This window comes from Njordella aestuarii (assembly GCF_056494165.1).
In genome coordinates this window covers 5,745,087-5,763,194 of record NZ_CM151397.1, presented here as the reverse complement: position 1 = coordinate 5,763,194, position 18,108 = coordinate 5,745,087, and the positions used below count along the sequence as shown (strand labels likewise).

15 protein-coding genes are annotated in these 18,108 nt (G+C 50.8%); 8 read left to right on the top strand and 7 right to left on the bottom strand.

Annotation, left to right across the window (positions count from 1 at the left end; all coding sequences use genetic code 11):
* Positions 1-26 precede the first annotated feature (26 nt).
* From SH451x_RS22530 to bioA, 7 genes are all read left to right on the top strand, one after another.
* A complete protein-coding gene (locus tag SH451x_RS22530) occupies positions 27-1,085 on the top strand; it encodes an AAA family ATPase (protein ID WP_479359449.1) in 1,059 nt (352 codons plus the stop codon).
* Positions 1,057-1,962 (top strand): DUF58 domain-containing protein, encoded by a 906-nt coding sequence (locus SH451x_RS22525; RefSeq protein WP_479359448.1) that lies wholly within the window; start codon positions 1,057-1,059, stop codon positions 1,960-1,962. Before SH451x_RS22530 ends, SH451x_RS22525 begins: the two co-directional genes overlap by 29 nt.
* A gap of 2 nt (positions 1,963-1,964) precedes the next feature.
* Complete coding sequence (locus SH451x_RS22520; RefSeq protein ID WP_479359446.1) at positions 1,965-4,103, top strand: BatA domain-containing protein; 2,139 nt, start codon at positions 1,965-1,967, stop codon at positions 4,101-4,103.
* 3 nt (positions 4,104-4,106) lie between these two features.
* On the top strand, positions 4,107-6,500 hold the full coding sequence (locus tag SH451x_RS22515) for a hypothetical protein (RefSeq protein ID WP_479359444.1): 2,394 nt from the start codon (positions 4,107-4,109) through the stop codon (positions 6,498-6,500).
* The gene (locus SH451x_RS22510) at positions 6,500-7,390 is read left to right on the top strand and encodes an SAM hydrolase/SAM-dependent halogenase family protein (protein ID WP_479359443.1); all 891 of its coding nucleotides are present in this window, start codon (positions 6,500-6,502) and stop codon (positions 7,388-7,390) included. The genes SH451x_RS22515 and SH451x_RS22510 overlap by 1 nt, the downstream gene beginning before the upstream one ends.
* Before the next feature lie 108 nt (positions 7,391-7,498).
* The gene (locus SH451x_RS22505; protein WP_479359442.1) at positions 7,499-7,786 is read left to right on the top strand and encodes an SAM hydroxide adenosyltransferase; all 288 of its coding nucleotides are present in this window, start codon (positions 7,499-7,501) and stop codon (positions 7,784-7,786) included.
* Positions 7,787-7,861: 75 nt separating this feature from the next.
* Entirely contained in the window at positions 7,862-9,208 is a 1,347-nt protein-coding gene (gene bioA / locus SH451x_RS22500; protein WP_479359440.1) for an adenosylmethionine--8-amino-7-oxononanoate transaminase, read from the top strand.
* Between the two features lie 31 nt (positions 9,209-9,239).
* Here bioA and SH451x_RS22495 read toward each other — a convergent pair whose 3' ends face one another.
* Entirely contained in the window at positions 9,240-9,719 is a 480-nt protein-coding gene (locus SH451x_RS22495; RefSeq protein ID WP_479359439.1) for a hypothetical protein, read from the bottom strand.
* 252 nt (positions 9,720-9,971) lie between these two features.
* On the opposite strand from SH451x_RS22495, the gene SH451x_RS22490 reads away from it, so the two are divergent.
* A complete protein-coding gene (locus SH451x_RS22490; protein WP_479359438.1) occupies positions 9,972-11,372 on the top strand; it encodes a protein-L-isoaspartate(D-aspartate) O-methyltransferase in 1,401 nt (466 codons plus the stop codon).
* A gap of 6 nt (positions 11,373-11,378) precedes the next feature.
* Here the strand turns inward: SH451x_RS22490 and SH451x_RS22485 are convergent, their stop codons facing one another.
* The 6 genes from SH451x_RS22485 to cyoE all read right to left on the bottom strand — a co-directional run bounded on the left by SH451x_RS22485 (position 11,379) and on the right by cyoE (position 18,107).
* Positions 11,379-13,697 carry an outer membrane protein assembly factor BamB family protein gene (locus tag SH451x_RS22485; protein WP_479359437.1) on the bottom strand — a complete coding sequence of 773 codons (2,319 nt, stop codon included), beginning with the start codon at positions 13,695-13,697 and terminating at the stop codon, positions 11,379-11,381.
* 67 nt (positions 13,698-13,764) lie between these two features.
* A complete protein-coding gene (locus SH451x_RS22480; RefSeq protein WP_479359435.1) occupies positions 13,765-14,469 on the bottom strand; it encodes an SCO family protein in 705 nt (234 codons plus the stop codon).
* Entirely contained in the window at positions 14,469-15,407 is a 939-nt protein-coding gene (locus SH451x_RS22475; RefSeq protein WP_479359434.1) for an ABC transporter permease, read from the bottom strand. The genes SH451x_RS22480 and SH451x_RS22475 overlap by 1 nt, the downstream gene beginning before the upstream one ends.
* A gap of 72 nt (positions 15,408-15,479) precedes the next feature.
* Entirely contained in the window at positions 15,480-16,031 is a 552-nt protein-coding gene (locus SH451x_RS22470; protein WP_479359432.1) for a DUF420 domain-containing protein, read from the bottom strand.
* A gap of 42 nt (positions 16,032-16,073) precedes the next feature.
* Positions 16,074-17,012 carry an ABC transporter ATP-binding protein gene (locus tag SH451x_RS22465; protein WP_479359431.1) on the bottom strand — a complete coding sequence of 313 codons (939 nt, stop codon included), beginning with the start codon at positions 17,010-17,012 and terminating at the stop codon, positions 16,074-16,076.
* A 48-nt stretch (positions 17,013-17,060) separates the two neighbouring features.
* Positions 17,061-18,107: a heme o synthase gene (cyoE, locus tag SH451x_RS22460; RefSeq protein WP_479359429.1), complete on the bottom strand. Its 1,047-nt coding sequence runs from the start codon at positions 18,105-18,107 to the stop codon at positions 17,061-17,063.
* Position 18,108: the final 1 nt, after the last annotated feature.

Here is an 18,108-nt window from a genome sequence, read left to right as displayed (position 1 = left end):
TCCATTTACTGCTCCTCTGGTTTTCAATGTCCATCAATTCAGATTCAGACCTAGGGGATATTGAAGCCCTGGAACGTTTGCGCGGGGCCGTCGAGCAAGTGCGGAGTCAGCTCGCGCAAGTGATTGTCGGCCAACAAGACGCGATCGAACTGATTCTGATCAGTTTGTTCTCAAACGGGCACAGTCTGTTGATTGGAGTGCCTGGACTAGCAAAGACCCTTATCGTAAGGACTTTTGCCAGTGTTTTAGATATCGAATTTTCTCGCATTCAATTTACGCCCGACTTGATGCCGTCCGATATCACCGGCACCGATGTGTTGGTTCAAGATCAGCAAACTGGCGATCGGAGTTTCCGGTTTATCAAAGGCCCGATCTTCGCGAATATACTTCTCGCAGATGAAATCAACCGCGCGCCACCCAAGACTCAGTCGGCCTTGCTTGAGGCGATGCAAGAGCGGCAGGTGACGATCGGTGCAGAAAGGCATCTGTTGCCAGATCCATTCTTTGTCCTCGCGACTCAAAATCCTATTGAGCAAGAGGGAACCTATCCGCTCCCCGAAGCGCAGCTTGATCGCTTCATGTTCGTTATCGATTTGTCTTATCCTAGCGAATCCGATGAGTTGCAGATGCTGCTACGAACGACTGGAGATGAGTCGCCGAGCGTGCTGCCTCAGTTGCATGCGACGGACATTATCAAGTATCGCCACGTCATTCGCCGTATTGCGATTTCAGAAGAGTTGGCTGCTATTGCGCTTCAAATTATTCGATTGACGCGACCAAGTGAAGAGAATCCGATTGCTGAGATTCGAGATTGTGTGGCTTATGGGGCGGGACCGCGAGCTGGGCAGTTCTTGATATTAGCTGCAAAGAGCTCAGCAGCGCTTCGAGGTTCGGCATTAGTCTTGGAAGAAGATTTGTTCAAGGTGGTTCGGTCTGTCTTGCAGCACCGTATCAAGACAAACTTTACGGCGCAGGCAAAAGGTTTAAACCCGCAGAAACTGGCTGACCTGGTTGTCAAGCACGTGCGCAATCAATTGGAAGAAAAGGCGAATCGCAGTGGAATCGCAAAGCTACTTCGACCCTAATTTGATTGCTAGTTTGAGCGGCTTGCGGTTGCGTGCTGCTCGCGTTGCCGATGGCTGGATCTCCGGCGGTTACGCTTCGCGGCGATATGGGAGTTCCGTCGAATTTGCCGATCACAAGAGCTATTCTCCAGGAGATGAAGCCAGGCATATTGATTGGAAGTTGCATGCCAAAACAGACCGTTACTTCGTTCGGCGTTTCGAAGATGAATCGAATCGACAATTCCATTTTTTGCTGGACTGTAGTGGATCGATGCGATTCAAGGGTGCGAACAGCCCATGGTCGAAATGGGAGTGTGCCGCAACGGTCTTGGTGTCTCTAGCGCATGTCTGTCTGGCCGCTGGCGATGCCATCGGTTGGTGTTTTTATGCAGAGAAGATCATACAGTGGGGGCAAGCAGCACGGACCGAATCCGCCTTGGCTCAGCTGGTCAAGACACTTGAAATGCAAGACCCCGTCGGAGGCGCAAATCTTCCCGATGCGTTGCTCGACGTTGCTGAGAGGCTCACTCGGCGTACATGCGTAATCGTATTGAGCGACTTTATGGATCCGATTGCTCAACTAGATGTCGCATTCTCGCGATTGCTGTTTGCTGGTCATCAAATCTTTGCGATCCAGGTTGTCGACAACGATGAAATTGATTTTCCGCTATCGCAGGTCGGTCGCTTCATCGATTACGAAGACCAATCGGTCGTTGTCGCAGACCCAGCGTTAATACGTGGGCAATACCAGAGTTTAATAAATCAGCACCTTGAAGAACTGGACAGCCTATTTCAGCGGTTGAACTCCTCGCGAATTCAATGCGAAAAGTGTACGCTGAATACTTCGGAGTCCATTAGTCCGCGCATAATCGAATTGCTTGAGAAGTCTAACCCGTAACGATGATTGAATTTGCTGCCTATCCAATGTTGCTATCGCTAGCAGCGGCGGCAATCCCCTTCTTGCTGATGCGAGCTAGAGTGCGCAATGCTAAGCAAATTGATTGGCCTGAGAACCGATTTCTGAAGGAAGCACTCCAGTTTCAACGTCGTCGTGCAAGCTTGACTCAACTGTTGCTGCTGATCTTGCGGACGCTCGCTCTCGTATTCCTAAGCTTCGCAGTAGCGGATCCTATTTTTAGAAACGGCAGCGATAGACTCGACTCGTCATCGCCTAAGCCCAAGCTGTACGTCTTCGCGATCGATAACTCACCATCCATGGGATTATTGACGCAGGATGAAACGCAGCTTTCGCGAGCTCGGAATGTTGTTTCAGAATCCCTCGCTAATGCGAATGGCTATGATCTGGTAGCCATCTGCAGCGCTAATTATGTAACGAGCATCCATTACGTAGGTAACGTTCAGAACCGGGCAGATTGGTCACGGCGATTGCTTGAAATAGACGCGGCGAATACTTCCGTTGATCTGACTGTGCTTGGTACCACAATGCAGCAAGCTATTGAGGACATTAAGAAGCAGTACTCCTCAGTCGTCGAAGTCACCGCGGTTGTGGTAAGCGATTTTTCGCGACACGAGTGGAGCGAAAGTGGACTTGAGCAACTTAGCCAGACGTTAACTCAAGGTAATACGACCAAAGTGCACTGGCACGCCGTAGACCTAGGGTCGTCGAAGGTAAGGAACCTCACGTTGACCGATCTTAAGATAAGTCAAACGGATTCGCGGCTACAAACTAGGTCGGGTGACGTCGAGAACGTTACAGCGACCATCGAAAACACCGGTGATACCGATCTAAGTCAAGCATCACTTCAGTGGAGCGTAAATGACCAGCTTCGGGAGCCGATAGAATTTTCTTTGCCTTCAGGCGAAAGCGTTGATGTCGCCCTAACGGTACAAAAACCCAGAGCCGGGAATCTGCATGTTTCTGCCGAGTTATCGAGTGACGACCTGGTCGCCGACAACGTTCGTTATTGCATTGTTCCTGAAAATGGAGAAAGTTCGGCGACAGTTATTGCCAAGAATAGAGCGACTGCAGGGCCGCTAAGAATTGCGCTGGAGACGCTCGGTGTTGAAGCGGATTATGCGAGCACGCTCCCAGACCGCACGGTCTCAGGCCAAGCAATGCATTTGGTTGACCCTGAGACGCTGGGTGTTGCTGATTTGCACGCAATAAGGCGAATAGCGTCACAGGGAGGGCACGTTTACATATGGATTGGCGAGAGCTTAAGTCCGATTATGTGGCAGAACCTTTCTAGCACAGAGACAAACCTAGAATTGCTACCGGCAGCGAGAATAGAAGAAGCAATCTGGCGTCCCGACTCGTTGGCCGGATTGGTGTTTCAAGCGATGGAGCGCGACAGGCCGCTAACGTCAGGCTTGGCAATTCCCGTCACCAAGTACTGGCGATTCATGGACCTTGATACTGATTGGAAACCAAGAATAGTTTTGAGCAATGGAGATGTGTTTGCCGCAGGACGTGATTTTGCATCAGGGTCGATACATTGGATCAGCATGGCGCCCACTTTGGCTGGCGATGGAGGCGGTAAGAACGGTGAAGGCTGGAATGCGATGGCTGTTTGGCCAAGCTTTGTGCCGCTGATTGACCAGATGCGGCAAGTGCCACGTTTCTCACAGCAGCTAGATTTTCGTTGCGGCGAAACTCCCCGAATTGATGCTGTCGCCGCGGGATTGTTGAAAATTGTATTTCCCAATGGTGAGACCAAAACGTTCGAGAACACAAATGCAAATGGAGGTAGCTATTCCGTCGAGACAACTCAAGTCGGCGGCTACCGGTGGGAGCAAATGGCCGCTAGTGGTGCATCATTGAATCGAGGAGAGTTTGTAGTTAACTATGACGCTCGCGAATTTGAGCTCGAATATCTGAACCTACCGAAGGCGGCTAGTTTGCAAGAGGTCGCCAATTCGCCACAGCTTTCGGGAAGTCAGGCACAACAGGAAGTTAAGCCGTTTCTGTATCGTTGGCTATTGGTAACCGCACTGGTTTTACTAGTTGCGGAACTCATTTTTTCTACATGGTGGCTCGCGCGTCGTTTCTCCCAACATCAAGACTTGGCCCGGGGGTGAGGAATGGATTCGCAACGCTGGCAACTAGACGTAAGTGTCTCGCTTGGGATGTTGGTTATTCTCAACTTCCTGCTGGCAGTTCTGGTTGGATTTCTTTACTGGATACAGTGGCGATCTTTTCGTTTGGCCGGCCGGACAAGTCAGAATGCTGGGAAAAAGTTCTTTGTTTTGTTAGGCCTTCGCCTGTCGGGAGTTACCACTCTTGTGTGGATGCTGGGTGGCGTGTTCCTCATGCGGTCAGTCGAACACCTGTCACCGGTCTGGATCTGCATTGATCGCTCGGCATCAATGCTCGTTGAAGACGAGGTTGATTTACAAAATTCGCAGATTAGCCGGTATGGTGCATCGATCGCTGCTGTAAGGCAACTCGCCGGGAAGTTGAATGGGAAGAAATCGGCCAGCTTAGATGATTACAATGTAAAATTTTTCTTTATCGGTGAAGGGCTAACAGCAGTTTCCTCAGAAGAATTTATGAGGCTGGAACAGCGCCCGAGTGTAACAGGCCTAGCTGAAATCTTTGATTCCGAGAGCCGTCTTGGAGATGCGTTCAAGCAGTTGCAATCGAGATCTGTGGTTGAACAGCCACGAGCAGTAGTGTTATTTTCTGATGGTCGGATTACCTCGGGTTTGCCGTGGAATCGCGTGTGGAATACGAGCGCCAGTTCGCTTTCGAGTGGGTCGAATACCATTCCCGTTTACTCTTTGATAGCGGGCAAAGTTGATGACCGACCGCAGTTAATCCTTTCTGCGCCAGCTGTGCCGGCCATTATATTTTCTGGTGACACTGTCTCGCTCGATGTAGCACTTACGGCAATTGGAATTCAGGGTCAGAGCGTTTCTCTATCGCTCATTGAAGTCGATACCGGATCGGTGGTCGAGCAAAAACAAGTTGTTGTGCAAGGGGCTCAAGAATCGATACAGGTGAGTTTCGAGTATCTTGCAAGAGATGCTGGATTCAAGCAATTACGAGTCGTCGCAGAATCAGTTGTCAGCAGACCATCCCGTGTGAGTTTCGGTGAAACGCTTGATACCAGAGTGTGGGACAAAGCTGATTTAGATCTTCGTGTTCGCTCGGAAGCAATGCCGGTTCTGCTCGTTTCCCACACGTACAGCTACGAGCTCCGATTTTTGCGACATTGGTTAGATCGAGTGCGTCAAAAGGGAGATGCTACCAAGCCGGTATTCACGACCACCAATTTTGTTGAGGTTGCTGAGCGACCTCTGGTGCAATCAGATTCGAGTATGGTTCGCTACTTGCCAATTGATATTGATTGGTGGTCACAATTCGAGGTGTGCATCTTTCTAGACCCTAGTGATGGAACGATTGACGCATCACTAGCAAGCTCAATAGGAAAAGCCGTAGAAGACGAAGGAGTAGGGGTTGTTTATGTGGCTGGCAATGTTAACGGCGCGCGAGTTTTCCGGAATTCGTTCTGGAATGAGTTCTTGCCAGTGCGGCCAACTGCGTCGCTGGCTGAGTCCACCGCCGAGCCGGTTTATTGGGAACTCGAAGCCGCGGCAGGGCAGGGGGGGCTTTCAAATTTTCAGCAGCGCTATTTTGCCCAAGCCAATCTCGAGCCGCCCCCAACTTTGTGGCAACTTGTAGGTTTAGAGACGAAGAGCGTGGGGCAAGCGTGGGCCTTCGGTAGGGTGGGTATCGCGGGTAGCGAGCAACGCCCCGGTGCCAGTCGGCCTTTGCTCTTGGCCTCGAAATATGCAGGAAGTGGACGAGTAGTATTCCAAGCGACGGACGAAACGTATCGCTGGCGAAATTTCTTGGGTGCCGATGACTTGTATCATCAGTATTGGAGTGACATGCTGTCCGCTGTGGCCAAGCGACAACGCAGCGATCAACTGGTGGCGACTTTCAATCTGGAATCCCAGGAATGGGCACAAGGTGAAAATGTTCCTTTCGAAATCAACCTCGATACGCAAATGCTTGGCTTGAATATGCCGCTCGAATCACTTCAGGGGCAACTACTGCAAGGGACACATTTAGTAAACGAATTTGAGGCCGCTCGCGAGAGTAACGGCAGTTTTAGGGGTTTTGTCAGTGGGCTGTTTCCTGGCGAGTACCAATTAGTGGTGACGTCAGCAATCAATAGTGAACGAATAATAAGCCACGGGGGAGAGTTCCGAGTGGTTGCGTCGTCGGACGAGTTAAAATCGGTTAGTCCTGACGTAGAGGGGCTCGAAGATTTTGCCAGTCAAAGCGGAGGGCGAGCATTGCCGCTACCAAGGTGGCAGGACATTGTGTCACAAATCCCTTCTTCCAAGACGTTGCATTTTCAGCCTTTACCGCCACAATCAATTTGGAACCACCCGTTATTAGTCATCTTGGTGATTGCATTGCTCGGGACGGAGTGGTTATTGCGAAATCGATGGGGATTGATTTGATGAATGGAAGCGCTGAACATGCGCCTGCTATGGTCGGTTTAATCACTGATTTTGGCTGGACTCACTATGTCGGTCAAATGAAGGCTGTTTTATGGCATCTCAGCCCACACACAAACATCATTGACCTTAGCCACAACATCCCTAAGCAAGATGTAACCTATGCCGCGATAGAGTTGCTGCACTGCTTGGAAGCGTTCCCTGCCGGAGCATGGATTATTGCTGTCGTAGATCCGGGGGTCGGTACCACTAGACCAATGCTGTTGACCGAAATTCAAGGAGTACGAATCGTCGCACCTGACAACGGCTTAATCTCGTTGGTAGCTCGAAAGTTTAAGGTCAATCGTTTGATGACGCTGACGAACAAGGAGTTTTGGCGGAAGTCGCTTTCGACTACGTTCGACGGTCGCGACGTGTTGGCGAGCGTCGTTGGCCAAGCAATTCGTAAGCCCGACATTATTCCCCTGCTCGGCCAAACGGTCGAAGTCTACAAGCAGTTGGAAGTGCCAGAACCTGAGGTTCTTCCAGACCGGATGTTAGGGCACATCCTTTATATTGACTCGTTCGGCAATGCAATTACCAACGTAACCCGAAGTCTACTCATTGAGAAATTCGGATCCTTGGAAGCGTTGAAGTCGGGGAGCAAGAGTGCGAGCGCGGAGCCGATGAGCAACTTGCGCTTTAAAATTGAAGGAATTACGGCGACACCGGTCATTGTGGACACGTATGCGGCGAAGCAACCCGGGAGTTTCATAGCGTTGATTGGATCGAGCGGATATGTAGAATTTGCCTTGACCAACGGCAATGCTGCACGTCAGGTCGGGCTGCAGCGGAACCAAAGATTTGAAATTTTTGGGAGTGAAGCCCGAAGTATTTCGCCAGTAAGGGGTTAAACCGAATATCGGTAGGCGTCCCACGCCTTTTAAATACTTGCTAAACTACGCGAAATCATTTCGGCGTAGTAACATCATGAGTCGTTAACCGGCGGTGCGGAGACTTCGATGAAAATAGAGGGAACGGTTGTTGAGGTCTCGGAAGTGGGTGATTTAATTACCGACATTTCCGCAGAACAGCTTGCCGCATGCACGCGTGACTCGCAGTCACGGATTGTGGTTGACGATGAACATGAGACCTTCGGCATCTATGAATCGCCCGAAGGCCAACCATCGATGACTCTGCTGGCAATTCAAACCGGAAACGATGCGCTCAAGCTTCACTTGGTCGGTGATTCCGCGGCCATGATGCTTGGAATTAAGGCAGGTGCTTCCGTGCGTGTTGTATCGCAGTGAGAATTCGCTCAATAAGATTTTGCCTAGTACACGCCAGCACTGTGAAATCGAGTCTCGTTCGTTGTAGATGTACCCATGCAGCAAATTGACAGTGCGACCCTGGAAGAATGGGATCGTACAACGTTGTGGCATGCATTTTCGCAGATGGCCGAATACGACGGTTTGATTATCCAGTCGGGACGTGGCAACTATCTGGTCGATATTGACGGTCGCGAGTACCTCGATGGAGTTAGTTCGATGTGGTGCAACGTGCACGGGCATGCGCACGCTTACATCAACGCAGCAATTCAAGATCAGCTACATCAGATTGCGCATGTTAGCTTACTGGGAATGTCCAATCCAACAGTTATCACGCTGTCTGAACGTTTGTGTAGGCTTGCTCCAGCGGGGCTCAAGCACGTATTCTTCGCTTCCGATGGAGCCTCGGCCATCGAAGTTGCGATGAAGATGGCATTCCAATACTGGCGTCAGTGCGAGAGCGGATCGCAAGAAAAGAATCTCTTTATATGCGTTGGTGGGGCGTACCACGGGGACACGCTGGGCGCAGTTTCGGTCAGTGGAGTTGCTCGCTTTCGGGCGATGTTTCATCCGTTGCTTTTTGCAACATTGCAAGGAAAGGCCCCCGTTTGCAATGGGATGAATCGTGAGGCTCCAGAACTGCTCGCGAGTGCGTTGGCCGAGTACGAAGATCTGCTTGCTCGGAACGAAGGTAAGGTCGCTGCGATCATCGTCGAGCCTCTGGTGCAAGCGGCTGCAGGGATTGTTTTTCATCCGATTGGATTCCTGCGCGGCCTACGTGAGCTAGCAGATCGGCATAACGTTTTGTTAATTGCCGATGAAGTTGCTGTGGGTTTCGGTAAGACAGGACGCATGTTCGCTTGTGAGCATGAGTCCGTTACGCCTGACTTTCTTTGTCTCGGGAAAGGCCTTAGCGGTGGATATCTGCCGATATCGGCGGTCCTAACAAAACCGAAAGTTTTCGAGGCGTTTCTAGGCACTTACGCGGAATCGAAATCGTTTTTCCATGGCCATACGTTTGGTGGGAATCCGTTAGCCGCCGCCGCAGCACATGCAAGTTTGGATCTGTTTCAACAAGAAAAAACTTTAGAGGCATTACCAGAGAAAGCACGCATGCTGCAGGAATTGCTCTTGCAGCTGCAAAACGATTCTCATGTTGCTTCAGTCCGATCGCTAGGACTGATTGGTGCCTTTGAACTCGTCCCTGACCGGCGTCGCAGCGAGACATACCCATGGGCTGAGCGTCGAGGAGCCTTGCTGTGTAAAGAAGCTCTCCGGCATGGCGTTTGGCTCCGCCCCCTTGGCAACACCATCGTGATCATGCCGCCGCTCAGTATTACTGTAGATCAGTTGCGGCAGATTTTTTCAGCGATTCAATTAAGTATTGCGGCGGCAACGGCTTAACGCTTGTCCATTCCTATTACTCGACGAGCTGCTAGAAACGTTGAATGGCAGGTGAAGGATTAGTTGGCGTAAGTTCCGCCGGTGCAATATCAGGGCGAAACTCGTCCTCTTGGTTGCCTGCTGGCCTAGCACCAGTCTCAAGTACTTCCCATGGTTTTGGGTGGTAATAGTTTCGAATTGGAGTTGGGCAGTGCGTTTTATAATAGCCCAACGCGACATTCTCTTCCCAAGAAACTGCTTCTTGACTGCTCGGCTCAATTGTGTGAGCGATCAATCCACCGAGGTATGTAGGGCGATTGTATTTGGCTCGATAGGGAACCCAAGCATCGTAGAGCCCGCGTGGCAGTAGATCTGGCCGAGGATTCGCGGCATTATACGGTGGATAATGTCGCGGCCAGTATTCTTGCGCAGATGCGGTTGTTGAGGTTACCGAAGGAATCAAGGAGCCAGCGGCTAGCAACAAGAATCTAATTTCGTATCGTCGTCCTAAAAACATCTGAGCAATTTTCATCACAACCTCTCCAACGATTCGAAAATTTCGAACAAACCGCATCTAACTTCTACTTATTTCGGATCGAATGCAACGATCGTAGCAGCTTGACTTGTTAACACCGATTTTTTGATGTAACCGTAACAAAATGACATTACATTTGCATGCAAAAAGCGTCAGTTAATGCGGTCGGGTTGCTACATCAATCCCAGGACTGGTTAAAATAAAGAGGTACGCTTGTTTCGGTAAATTGCTCGATGGAGTGTTTGAACGATGAAAAAGTTTCTCCTGTCAGCCGCGTTGGCAACGTCTTTGCTTTCCAGCGAGAACAGTGTTTTTGCGCAAGCGGCTAGACAACCTGCAACTCAACCTCCACCTGCTAGCGGGCCAGGACAGCCGAACCCCCCGCCGAAGACACCGGCTGCAACAGCGCCTGGTGCAGCAGCAAAACCAAAGAAAAAATTAGATATGAGTGCTCAAGCAGTCGCCTCTAGGATCGAAGCGAAACTGCCGGCAATTGTGCGACAGGAACTCGCCGACTTCCGAATCGAACGAGATCAACTTGTTGAACGCGTGCTAATTCCAGGAGGAGTTCGAGATCCAAGGGCGGTTGAAGCAATCAGGCACACTCCTCGCCATACCTTTGTTCCTGACGGCTTGAGAGATCAAGCTTATCTTGACAAGGCGTTGCCAATTGGTGAAGCGCAGACGATTTCCTCCCCCTATATTGTCGCCGTAATGACCGAGGCATTACAACCTGACGAAGAAGATTCCGTTTTAGAAATTGGAACGGGTAGCGGCTATCAAGCAGCCGTCTTGTCTCCCTTAGTTAAGCATGTCTACACGATCGAAATCGTCGAACCTATCGGGCTGGAGACGGAGAAGTTTCTTCAAGGTTTGGGATACACTAATATTCATACGCGGATCGGCGATGGATATCTTGGCTGGGCTGAACATGCGCCTTATCAGAAGATCATTGTCACTTGTTCGCCAGAAGAAGTACCAACTCCCTTGGTCGAGCAGCTAGCCGAAGGCGGCTTGATGGTTATCCCAGTTGGCAAACGGTATCAGCAACTGCTGCATGTGTTTCGGAAAGTGAATGGCAAACTGGTCAGCGAATCGACGCGGCCGACTCTTTTTGTACCGATGACGGGGCAAGCGGAGGAAGAACGCGAAGACAAAGAGCCCCGCGGGCCTGAACTAGTCAACGGCGATTTTGAAGCTGCGATGGTTGACGGGAAATTTATTCCAGGTTGGTACTATGACTTCAATGCAAAACTCGTCCGAGATAAAGACTCGCCCGCAGGTTCCCAAGTCGTAGAATTCTCCAGTCAGAATGGCGAGCTTCCTTCTTCCCTAATTCAGGGCTTCCGTTTGGATGGCCGAATCACTCCAACTATTCAACTTCGAGGCGCTGTCTCGACGGAAAATGTGGTCGGTGGTGCCGAGCGGTGGCAAGTACCGATCATTCAGCTACGACTGCTAGATGAGAATCGTGAAGAGTTGGGTACCTATTGGTTAGGGCCGTATGTAGGAACGCGGCGCTGGAAGATGGACCAGCAGGTTTTTCGCGTTCATCCCCGCAGTCGAGAGGCACTTATCCAGATCGGTCTTTTTGGAGCTACTGGAACAATCCGCTTTGATGGGATCTCGGTAGAAGCAAAGCGACGCTAAAGATTGCTAACGTGTTGCGGCGTTATCGGCGGCTTCCGTCACGTGCCAACTGTTGTTCGTGACGACGCTGAGTACGTCGTGATCCATTGCAAAGGCGAACGGCTGACGAAATCGGAGCGAGCTTTGTATCAGCTGTGAAGGCTCTAAAGAAGTGAGTTTACCCGGCTCGGGCAAATCTTTCAGTGTGAACTGAAACATCCTTTCCGAATTACTCCAAACCAAACTATTTGTTACGAGAACTGCATTTAATTGAGTGTTTGCAGCAACACGTGGTAGGTTAATCGCTGATTCAAGCGCGCCGTTGAAAAGACTGAAGCACTGAATTCGATCGCCTATACAAATGATTGAGTCCGAGGTGACGGTGGTCATCTGAGGACTGCGTTTCATCGCGGCAGCATCTGCTACCCAGAGCAATTCTCCTGTACCCCAATCGATGGCAAACAGCGATAAGCAGTCGCTTGGTTGGCAGATAAGCTTCTGGCCTTTCACGGCAAGATGTGAAGAGGCAGACGTGGGGAGTTGCTCACTATAGGAGTCTCGGCTGGCGGCGGGAGCCGTGTAATTTACTTGATATAGAATGTCGCCGTTTCCAGCAGAGATCGCGTTTATCGAACCATCTCCAGTGGCGACAAACAATCGGCCTTGATGAAATAGTATGCATGGGGCCGATCCCGTCGGACTGGATCGAGTAGGCGCTGAAGTGCCAAAAACATCTGATACCCATTGAAGTTCCCCGCTTGTCGGATTGATACTACCAAGGCGATATTTGTTTTGTGAACCGCGTAGGTCGACCATCAAAACAACGAGTTGGTCAGTGAGAGCCAGCGGCGAGCCGACAAAACTATACGATTCTGCATTCGAATCTTCCGCCAATAATTCCGATGCCGTTACTGGAAAGCCAGGAATCATAGCTCCTTCACGTTCGAGATCGATGCCTGCTAAATTTGTATCAAGTAAACGCGTTGAAACCGCAGAAGCGCGTACTCCACTGTCCAGGAGTAAGTAGCACTTGCCCCTATTACAAACGATTGCCCCAAGCTTCGCTTCGTCGGCAACTGACAGAAGCGACGCGTTTCGGTTCGACGCGATCTCAAGCATAGAGCTGGCCTGATTTCGAGGCCAAAAAGCATGCTTATTCAAGTTCCATGCGTATAGTGAACGACTAGTTCTGGCCAGTATGAGTTTCTCAGATCCAAGAGCACAAATAGCTGGAGGACTGGGGAAGCCGGCTATCGCGATTGGCAAAGCGTCTATTTCGTTTGTTTCCGTAAACTCGAGCGTGGCGGATACGCGAGCAAAGCTGGCCAATGTTGCCGCAGTCGGCTGCGCAGCAAGGCTTCCGCTGGCAGCGGAATTATCGAATTGCTGCCGCCAAGCATCCACGGTTTGTGCGATACTGGTGGCAGAAATCCGCTGTGTATCAAGCTCGTTTTGATTTGTACAATGCGGCACAAACGGTAGCGAGCCGAACAATTCAGATGCGGTCCGCGCTTCAACATCGAATCGCTCTCGGTCGGCTTCGAGTAAGGAACAATAAACAAGTCGCATCCAGAGTTGTGCAATCTCAAGCTCATCCCACGACAAATTCATTTCCTGTGCCGTGGGCAACTCTAACATAAGCCGTTCGGTGAGTTCACTTTTCGCAGGCGCGATAGGGGGTTGTCGTGAGTTTCGGACTGCGTCAATCCATTCCACCTTCGAGTCGGGAATGGACGCGACGGTTGAATCGGTCGAGTGTGGTTGAAAGGTGGGCGTTAGTTGTAAGCGATCGTCCATGCGATAGAGCAACGACCTGCCCGCAACTGTCCATCCTCTATCAATTAGAGCATCAATTAGCTCGATCAGCGAAGACGCAGGCGAATCGCTTATGGCCGAACGCAAGAAAATGTCATCAAAGTCATCACTTGCCAATTCCCTGGTTGGGTTGCGCTTAGTGTCTCCTAAGGGCCGCTCTAGGAAGAAGAGTGTTGTTGCGGCAAGCTGTTTAGGGCTAGCAAATCGTTTAATCGCGAAGTTTGAGTTTACCTGAAACGAGTCTCTCAATACCAAACCGTTGGAAGGGCTTTCTATAAGAAGTCGCAACGCTTGGCGGTTACGACGCTGTTGCTCAACCGATGCTTGATCATCGATGCGGGCAAAGATCGCTTCGCTTTTGTTATCGATGCTAATAGCGTCGGGAACGGCAATCGCTTGTCGCCCGTTCCGAATCTGAGTGACTTGTGCGTGAACGTTTGCACCTAATTGCAGTGCTGTAACTGCGACGCCGAAAGCCAGTGAAAGCGTCGTTAGGCTTACGCACTTTATTGGCCGAGAAAGTCGCAACATTTTTGAGCCGCCGTTTGGACGAATAACGAGGCGCGTTGGTACGAGCGTGTGCGCTGGCGATGCAGAATTAATCCGAACCGAGCAGTTCCTGCACATGCTCATTCAAGGCCAATACCTCATCAGGCATGTGCCAATTGTATTTGCCAACGAGAGTTCCGTTTGCATTCACGAGGCACAATCGATCGGGATGTGCACGTTCACGGATTGCGCCCAGTAAGAAAACATCATTGCCCGCTTTAGAAATCTGTTTCATATCACCAGTAAGGAATAGCCACTTGCCTGGAATTGCGCCCGCCGCGTCAGCGTAAGCAGACAGAACATCCGGCGTGTCCACGTCAGGGTGGACCGTGATACTGATGAATCGAATTGGTTGATCTTTATACTTCTGTTGTAGCAACTTAACTTGGTCGGTTTGCTGCTTGCATGAAGCTGGGCAAGTTGAAAAAAAGAAATTGGCGATATAAGGCTGACCTTTGAGATCTTCGGTAGAAACTTCGCTGCCATCGCTGCTTGTCAACACGAACGAGCGAGACCATTCCGATTCGTCTTTGTCGGCAATCAGTTTCATTAGTTCGGCAATCTGGCGTCGTTCGCCTGGATCGGCGGGCGTGCTTAGACCGGCGATCTCGGTGCCCTCTTGGTCTATCGCACGATTTTCAACCAAGACCGGCGGTGGTGAGGCTGTTAGCTGTTCGAACTTTTGTCGATTTGTTACCCAGACGAGGGCAATCGCAGCGAAGGCAGAGATCAAAATTAGTCCAAATCGTTTCATTATATTGCTTCTCCAACTTTGTTCTTGCGCACGACTAAGGTTGCCATTGCAATTCCAATAACAGCGCTAGCGATGGTAACGATCCACGACATGCTGAGACTGGGGGCCCAAGTTGCGGCACTAACAGCGGCCGTTGAATCGGTCATCAGGTGACGCATACCAGCGACTGGATAAGTCATTGGGTTTAGCTTCATCAGCCAGTGCATAATGGTTTGGCCGATCGGTTGACCAGATACGCTTGCCGGAATCGGGAAAAATGCGCCACTTAACAGCCACATAGGCATGAGTACCAAGTTCATGATAGCGTGAAAGCCTTGCGTGCTATCCATTGGCCAGGCAAAGCACACGCCCAAGGCGGTGATTCCAATGGCTGCCACTGCCATTAATAGGATTAAGGTTAGAGTCGATGCTGACACGCTGATGGTGCCGATCAGAATGGCCAGTCCGAGAAAAACAAGGGCTTGTACCCAAGCTATTGCTCCCCCTCCGATAGACTTGCCGAGAACAATAGTCCAGCGTGGGGCTGAAGAAACAAGAACGCTCTGCAGGAAGCCTTCACGACGATCTTCAATGATGGAAATCGTTGCGAAGATTGCCGTAAAGAGCAGAATGAGTGCCGTGGTTCCCGGCAGGTAATAGGCCATGAAGTTTTGATCGCCGTCGGTACGAAACGCACCATGCAATCCTGTGCCGAATAGAATCCAGAGGAGGATCGGTTGCCCTAGGGCCGCCAGAACTCGGTGAGGCTGCCGAAAGAATCGGATCCACTCCCTCCACGCCAGCATCCACGTTACATCCCAAGGATTCGCTCGTTTCCCGACGATAGCCTGGGAATCTGACGCCACGCGAGTCCCCTGAACTGAACCGGTCGTCGGTCGCGATTCGAGAGCGACATCGGTCGAAGATTTCTGTTTCGCAGTCAGCGTAGTTTCAGGCATCAGCCATTTCCTGGATAGTCGGAGAGTTCGGACTCTAAAAAGTCACGTAAGACAAAGGCGGGCCCGCGTCAGTCAGCGTGCGTAGTAAGGGGATATCATTAAATATACAAGCACGCCCGTGGTCGATACATAAAGCCAAATTGGCAAAGCAATTTTAGCAATCCGACGATGTTTTTCGAATCGCCGTGTCCAAGCGAAAGCAAATGCACGAAGCACTAAAGGCAATACGACCAGCGAGAGAAGAATGTGCGAAATTAGAACGAAATAGTAGACGGTTCTCCATACACCCTCGCCGCCGAACTTGGTCGATGGATTACTGAGATGGTACGTCACGTAGCAGACGAGAAATAGAGCCCCGAGCGAGATCGCAAACGACATCAAGGTCGCATGCAGCCGTATTTTCTTGGCCTTTATTGCAAACCACGCCGCGACTAGAAGTACGGTAGTAACCGAATTGATCGCGCCAATGACGTGCGGCAAGCCGCCAGTCCAACTGCCGAGGTCGAATTTTGTTCTAATTCCTAAGAGCAATGCCACCACTAGTGGTACCACAATGGAGATGACATTAATCAGCAGCATGCTTGCGTCACGCGACGATTCATTTCGTGCTACTTCAGTAGACATCTCTTCCTCATTACAAAAAGCCAGAAAGAGTGTGGGCCGCCACTACTTGGCAGTTTGTACATCTTCAAAACTCTCACCAGTCTTAGCTACAAAAACGTCTTCCAGGCTAGGGCGACCCAAAGTAAGGCTATCGATGGAGTCACCGAACGCGTTATTGATTTCGGAGATTTTGTTAGCCGCACCACTTTCACGTACGCGTACTTGATTACCGACGATCTCGCTTTGCCAACCGAAACGACTCAAGAGTTGCTCGTGCGTTGCTTGTGGTTCGCGACTTTGCAAAGTGAGAATGGCATCACCCATTTCTCGCCGCAAATTCTCGGGTGAATCTTCAGCTACAATTTTTCCTCGATGGAAGATGCAAATTCGATCGGCCTTATCGGCTTCTTCTAACAGATGCGTTGTCATGGCGATGGTGGTGCCAAACTGAATCTTTAGCTCCTGCAAAGCCGTCCAATAGTCAAGCCGTGCACTCGGGTCTAGTCCAGTGCTGGGTTCATCAAGCAGCAAAATACTGGGCCGATGTAAGATCCCTTTTGCAAGTTCTACCCGTCGCTTTAGGCCTCCCGAGAGTTTTTCAGCCCGCTCGTTTTTGCGATCGGTTAACTTCAGAAGTTGCATGACTTCATCGATTCGGCTTGCCCGCTGGTTTCCGCGCAAGCCAACCAAAGCGGCTTGGCAGGATATGTTTTCGTAGACGGTTAACTTTCGATCCAGGCTTGGATATTGAAAGACTACGCCGATCTTTTGGCGAGCAGCGTCGGGGGAGGTTCTTACGGAATGGCCGTCGATGAAGACGTCCCCTTCTTGCAACGGAACCAATGTGGAAAGAAGCTTGAAGAGCGTTGACTTTCCGCTGCCGTTGGGGCCTAAAATCGCAAAAACTTGCTGAGCCGCGATCGATAACGTGATATCGTCCAACGCAACTCGATCGCCGTAACAGTAGCGAACATTCTCAATCTTGACAGCAACCGTAGACACTTGAGGTTTACTTGATGTTAGGGAGAGGGGCTCTTAGTCGCGTCGCAGTTAGAACGCGGAGTTCAGAACAACGGCGAGTAGAATTAAAGGTAAAACCAAAAGCGAGCTTCGCAATAATCGACGTGCAGTAATATCGTTGCGATCTAAGTGAAAGCGTACTGATGCAACTGCTTGTTGTGAAGCGATGGCAATGATCAGCAGAACGCCAAGCCATTCCCAGTAAGTATTCGGTAATGCTGAAACGACAGCGACCGGAATTAGCAGAATCGCGCCCCATATTGCATGCCAGCCCGCAATACGCCCGCTTTCATCCGTTGTCGTCCACATCTTGTATCCGGCACCGGCGTAATCGTTGCGGTAAAGCCAAGCAATACTCATGAAATGTGGGAACTGCCACAATATTACAATCGAAGTGACCGTCCACGCACGCCAGTCTGCGAGTGAACCGCCTACAGCACACCACCCAATAAGGACTGGCATTGCTCCAGGAAGCGTTCCTATCGCCGTATTCCAAACGGAAATTGTTTTGAGGGGCGTGTAAACACAAACGTATAGCACCCAGGTCGCTACTGCGATGGCTGTGGCCAAGTAGTTCGTCATCGTGGCGAGATAAATTGAACCGAAGATGACGCAAGCCAAGCCGAAAACTGAAGATTCAAAACTGGTGAGGCGTCCGGCTGGCAAAGGGCGATTGCGAGTCCGTCGCATCGCGCCGTCGTTATGCTTCTCAAGAACTTGATTGAAAACCGATGCACTTGCGGCGACGAACATCGTGCCAATTAAGGCGTGAATGACGGTCAGCCAGTGACTAGCACCGCCAGGAGCGCAGATCGCTCCGGCACCAACGGTGATGAGAATCATAAAGAGAATGCGGGGCTTGGTCAGCTGCACATAATCTCTCGCCCAAGATTGACCAGCAACCGCCGCTTGTGCTTGTTCGCCAGCGCCCAGACGCTGATCTCTTATATCGGCCGTACTGCTCCGGCGACCAGAATGACTGCCGCGATGGGAAGCTAGCTCAACGCGAGGCGATTCGGGAATCAGAAAGGAGTCTGATTCAGTTCGGTCATCAATGGTGTAAGCAGCACTATTCATA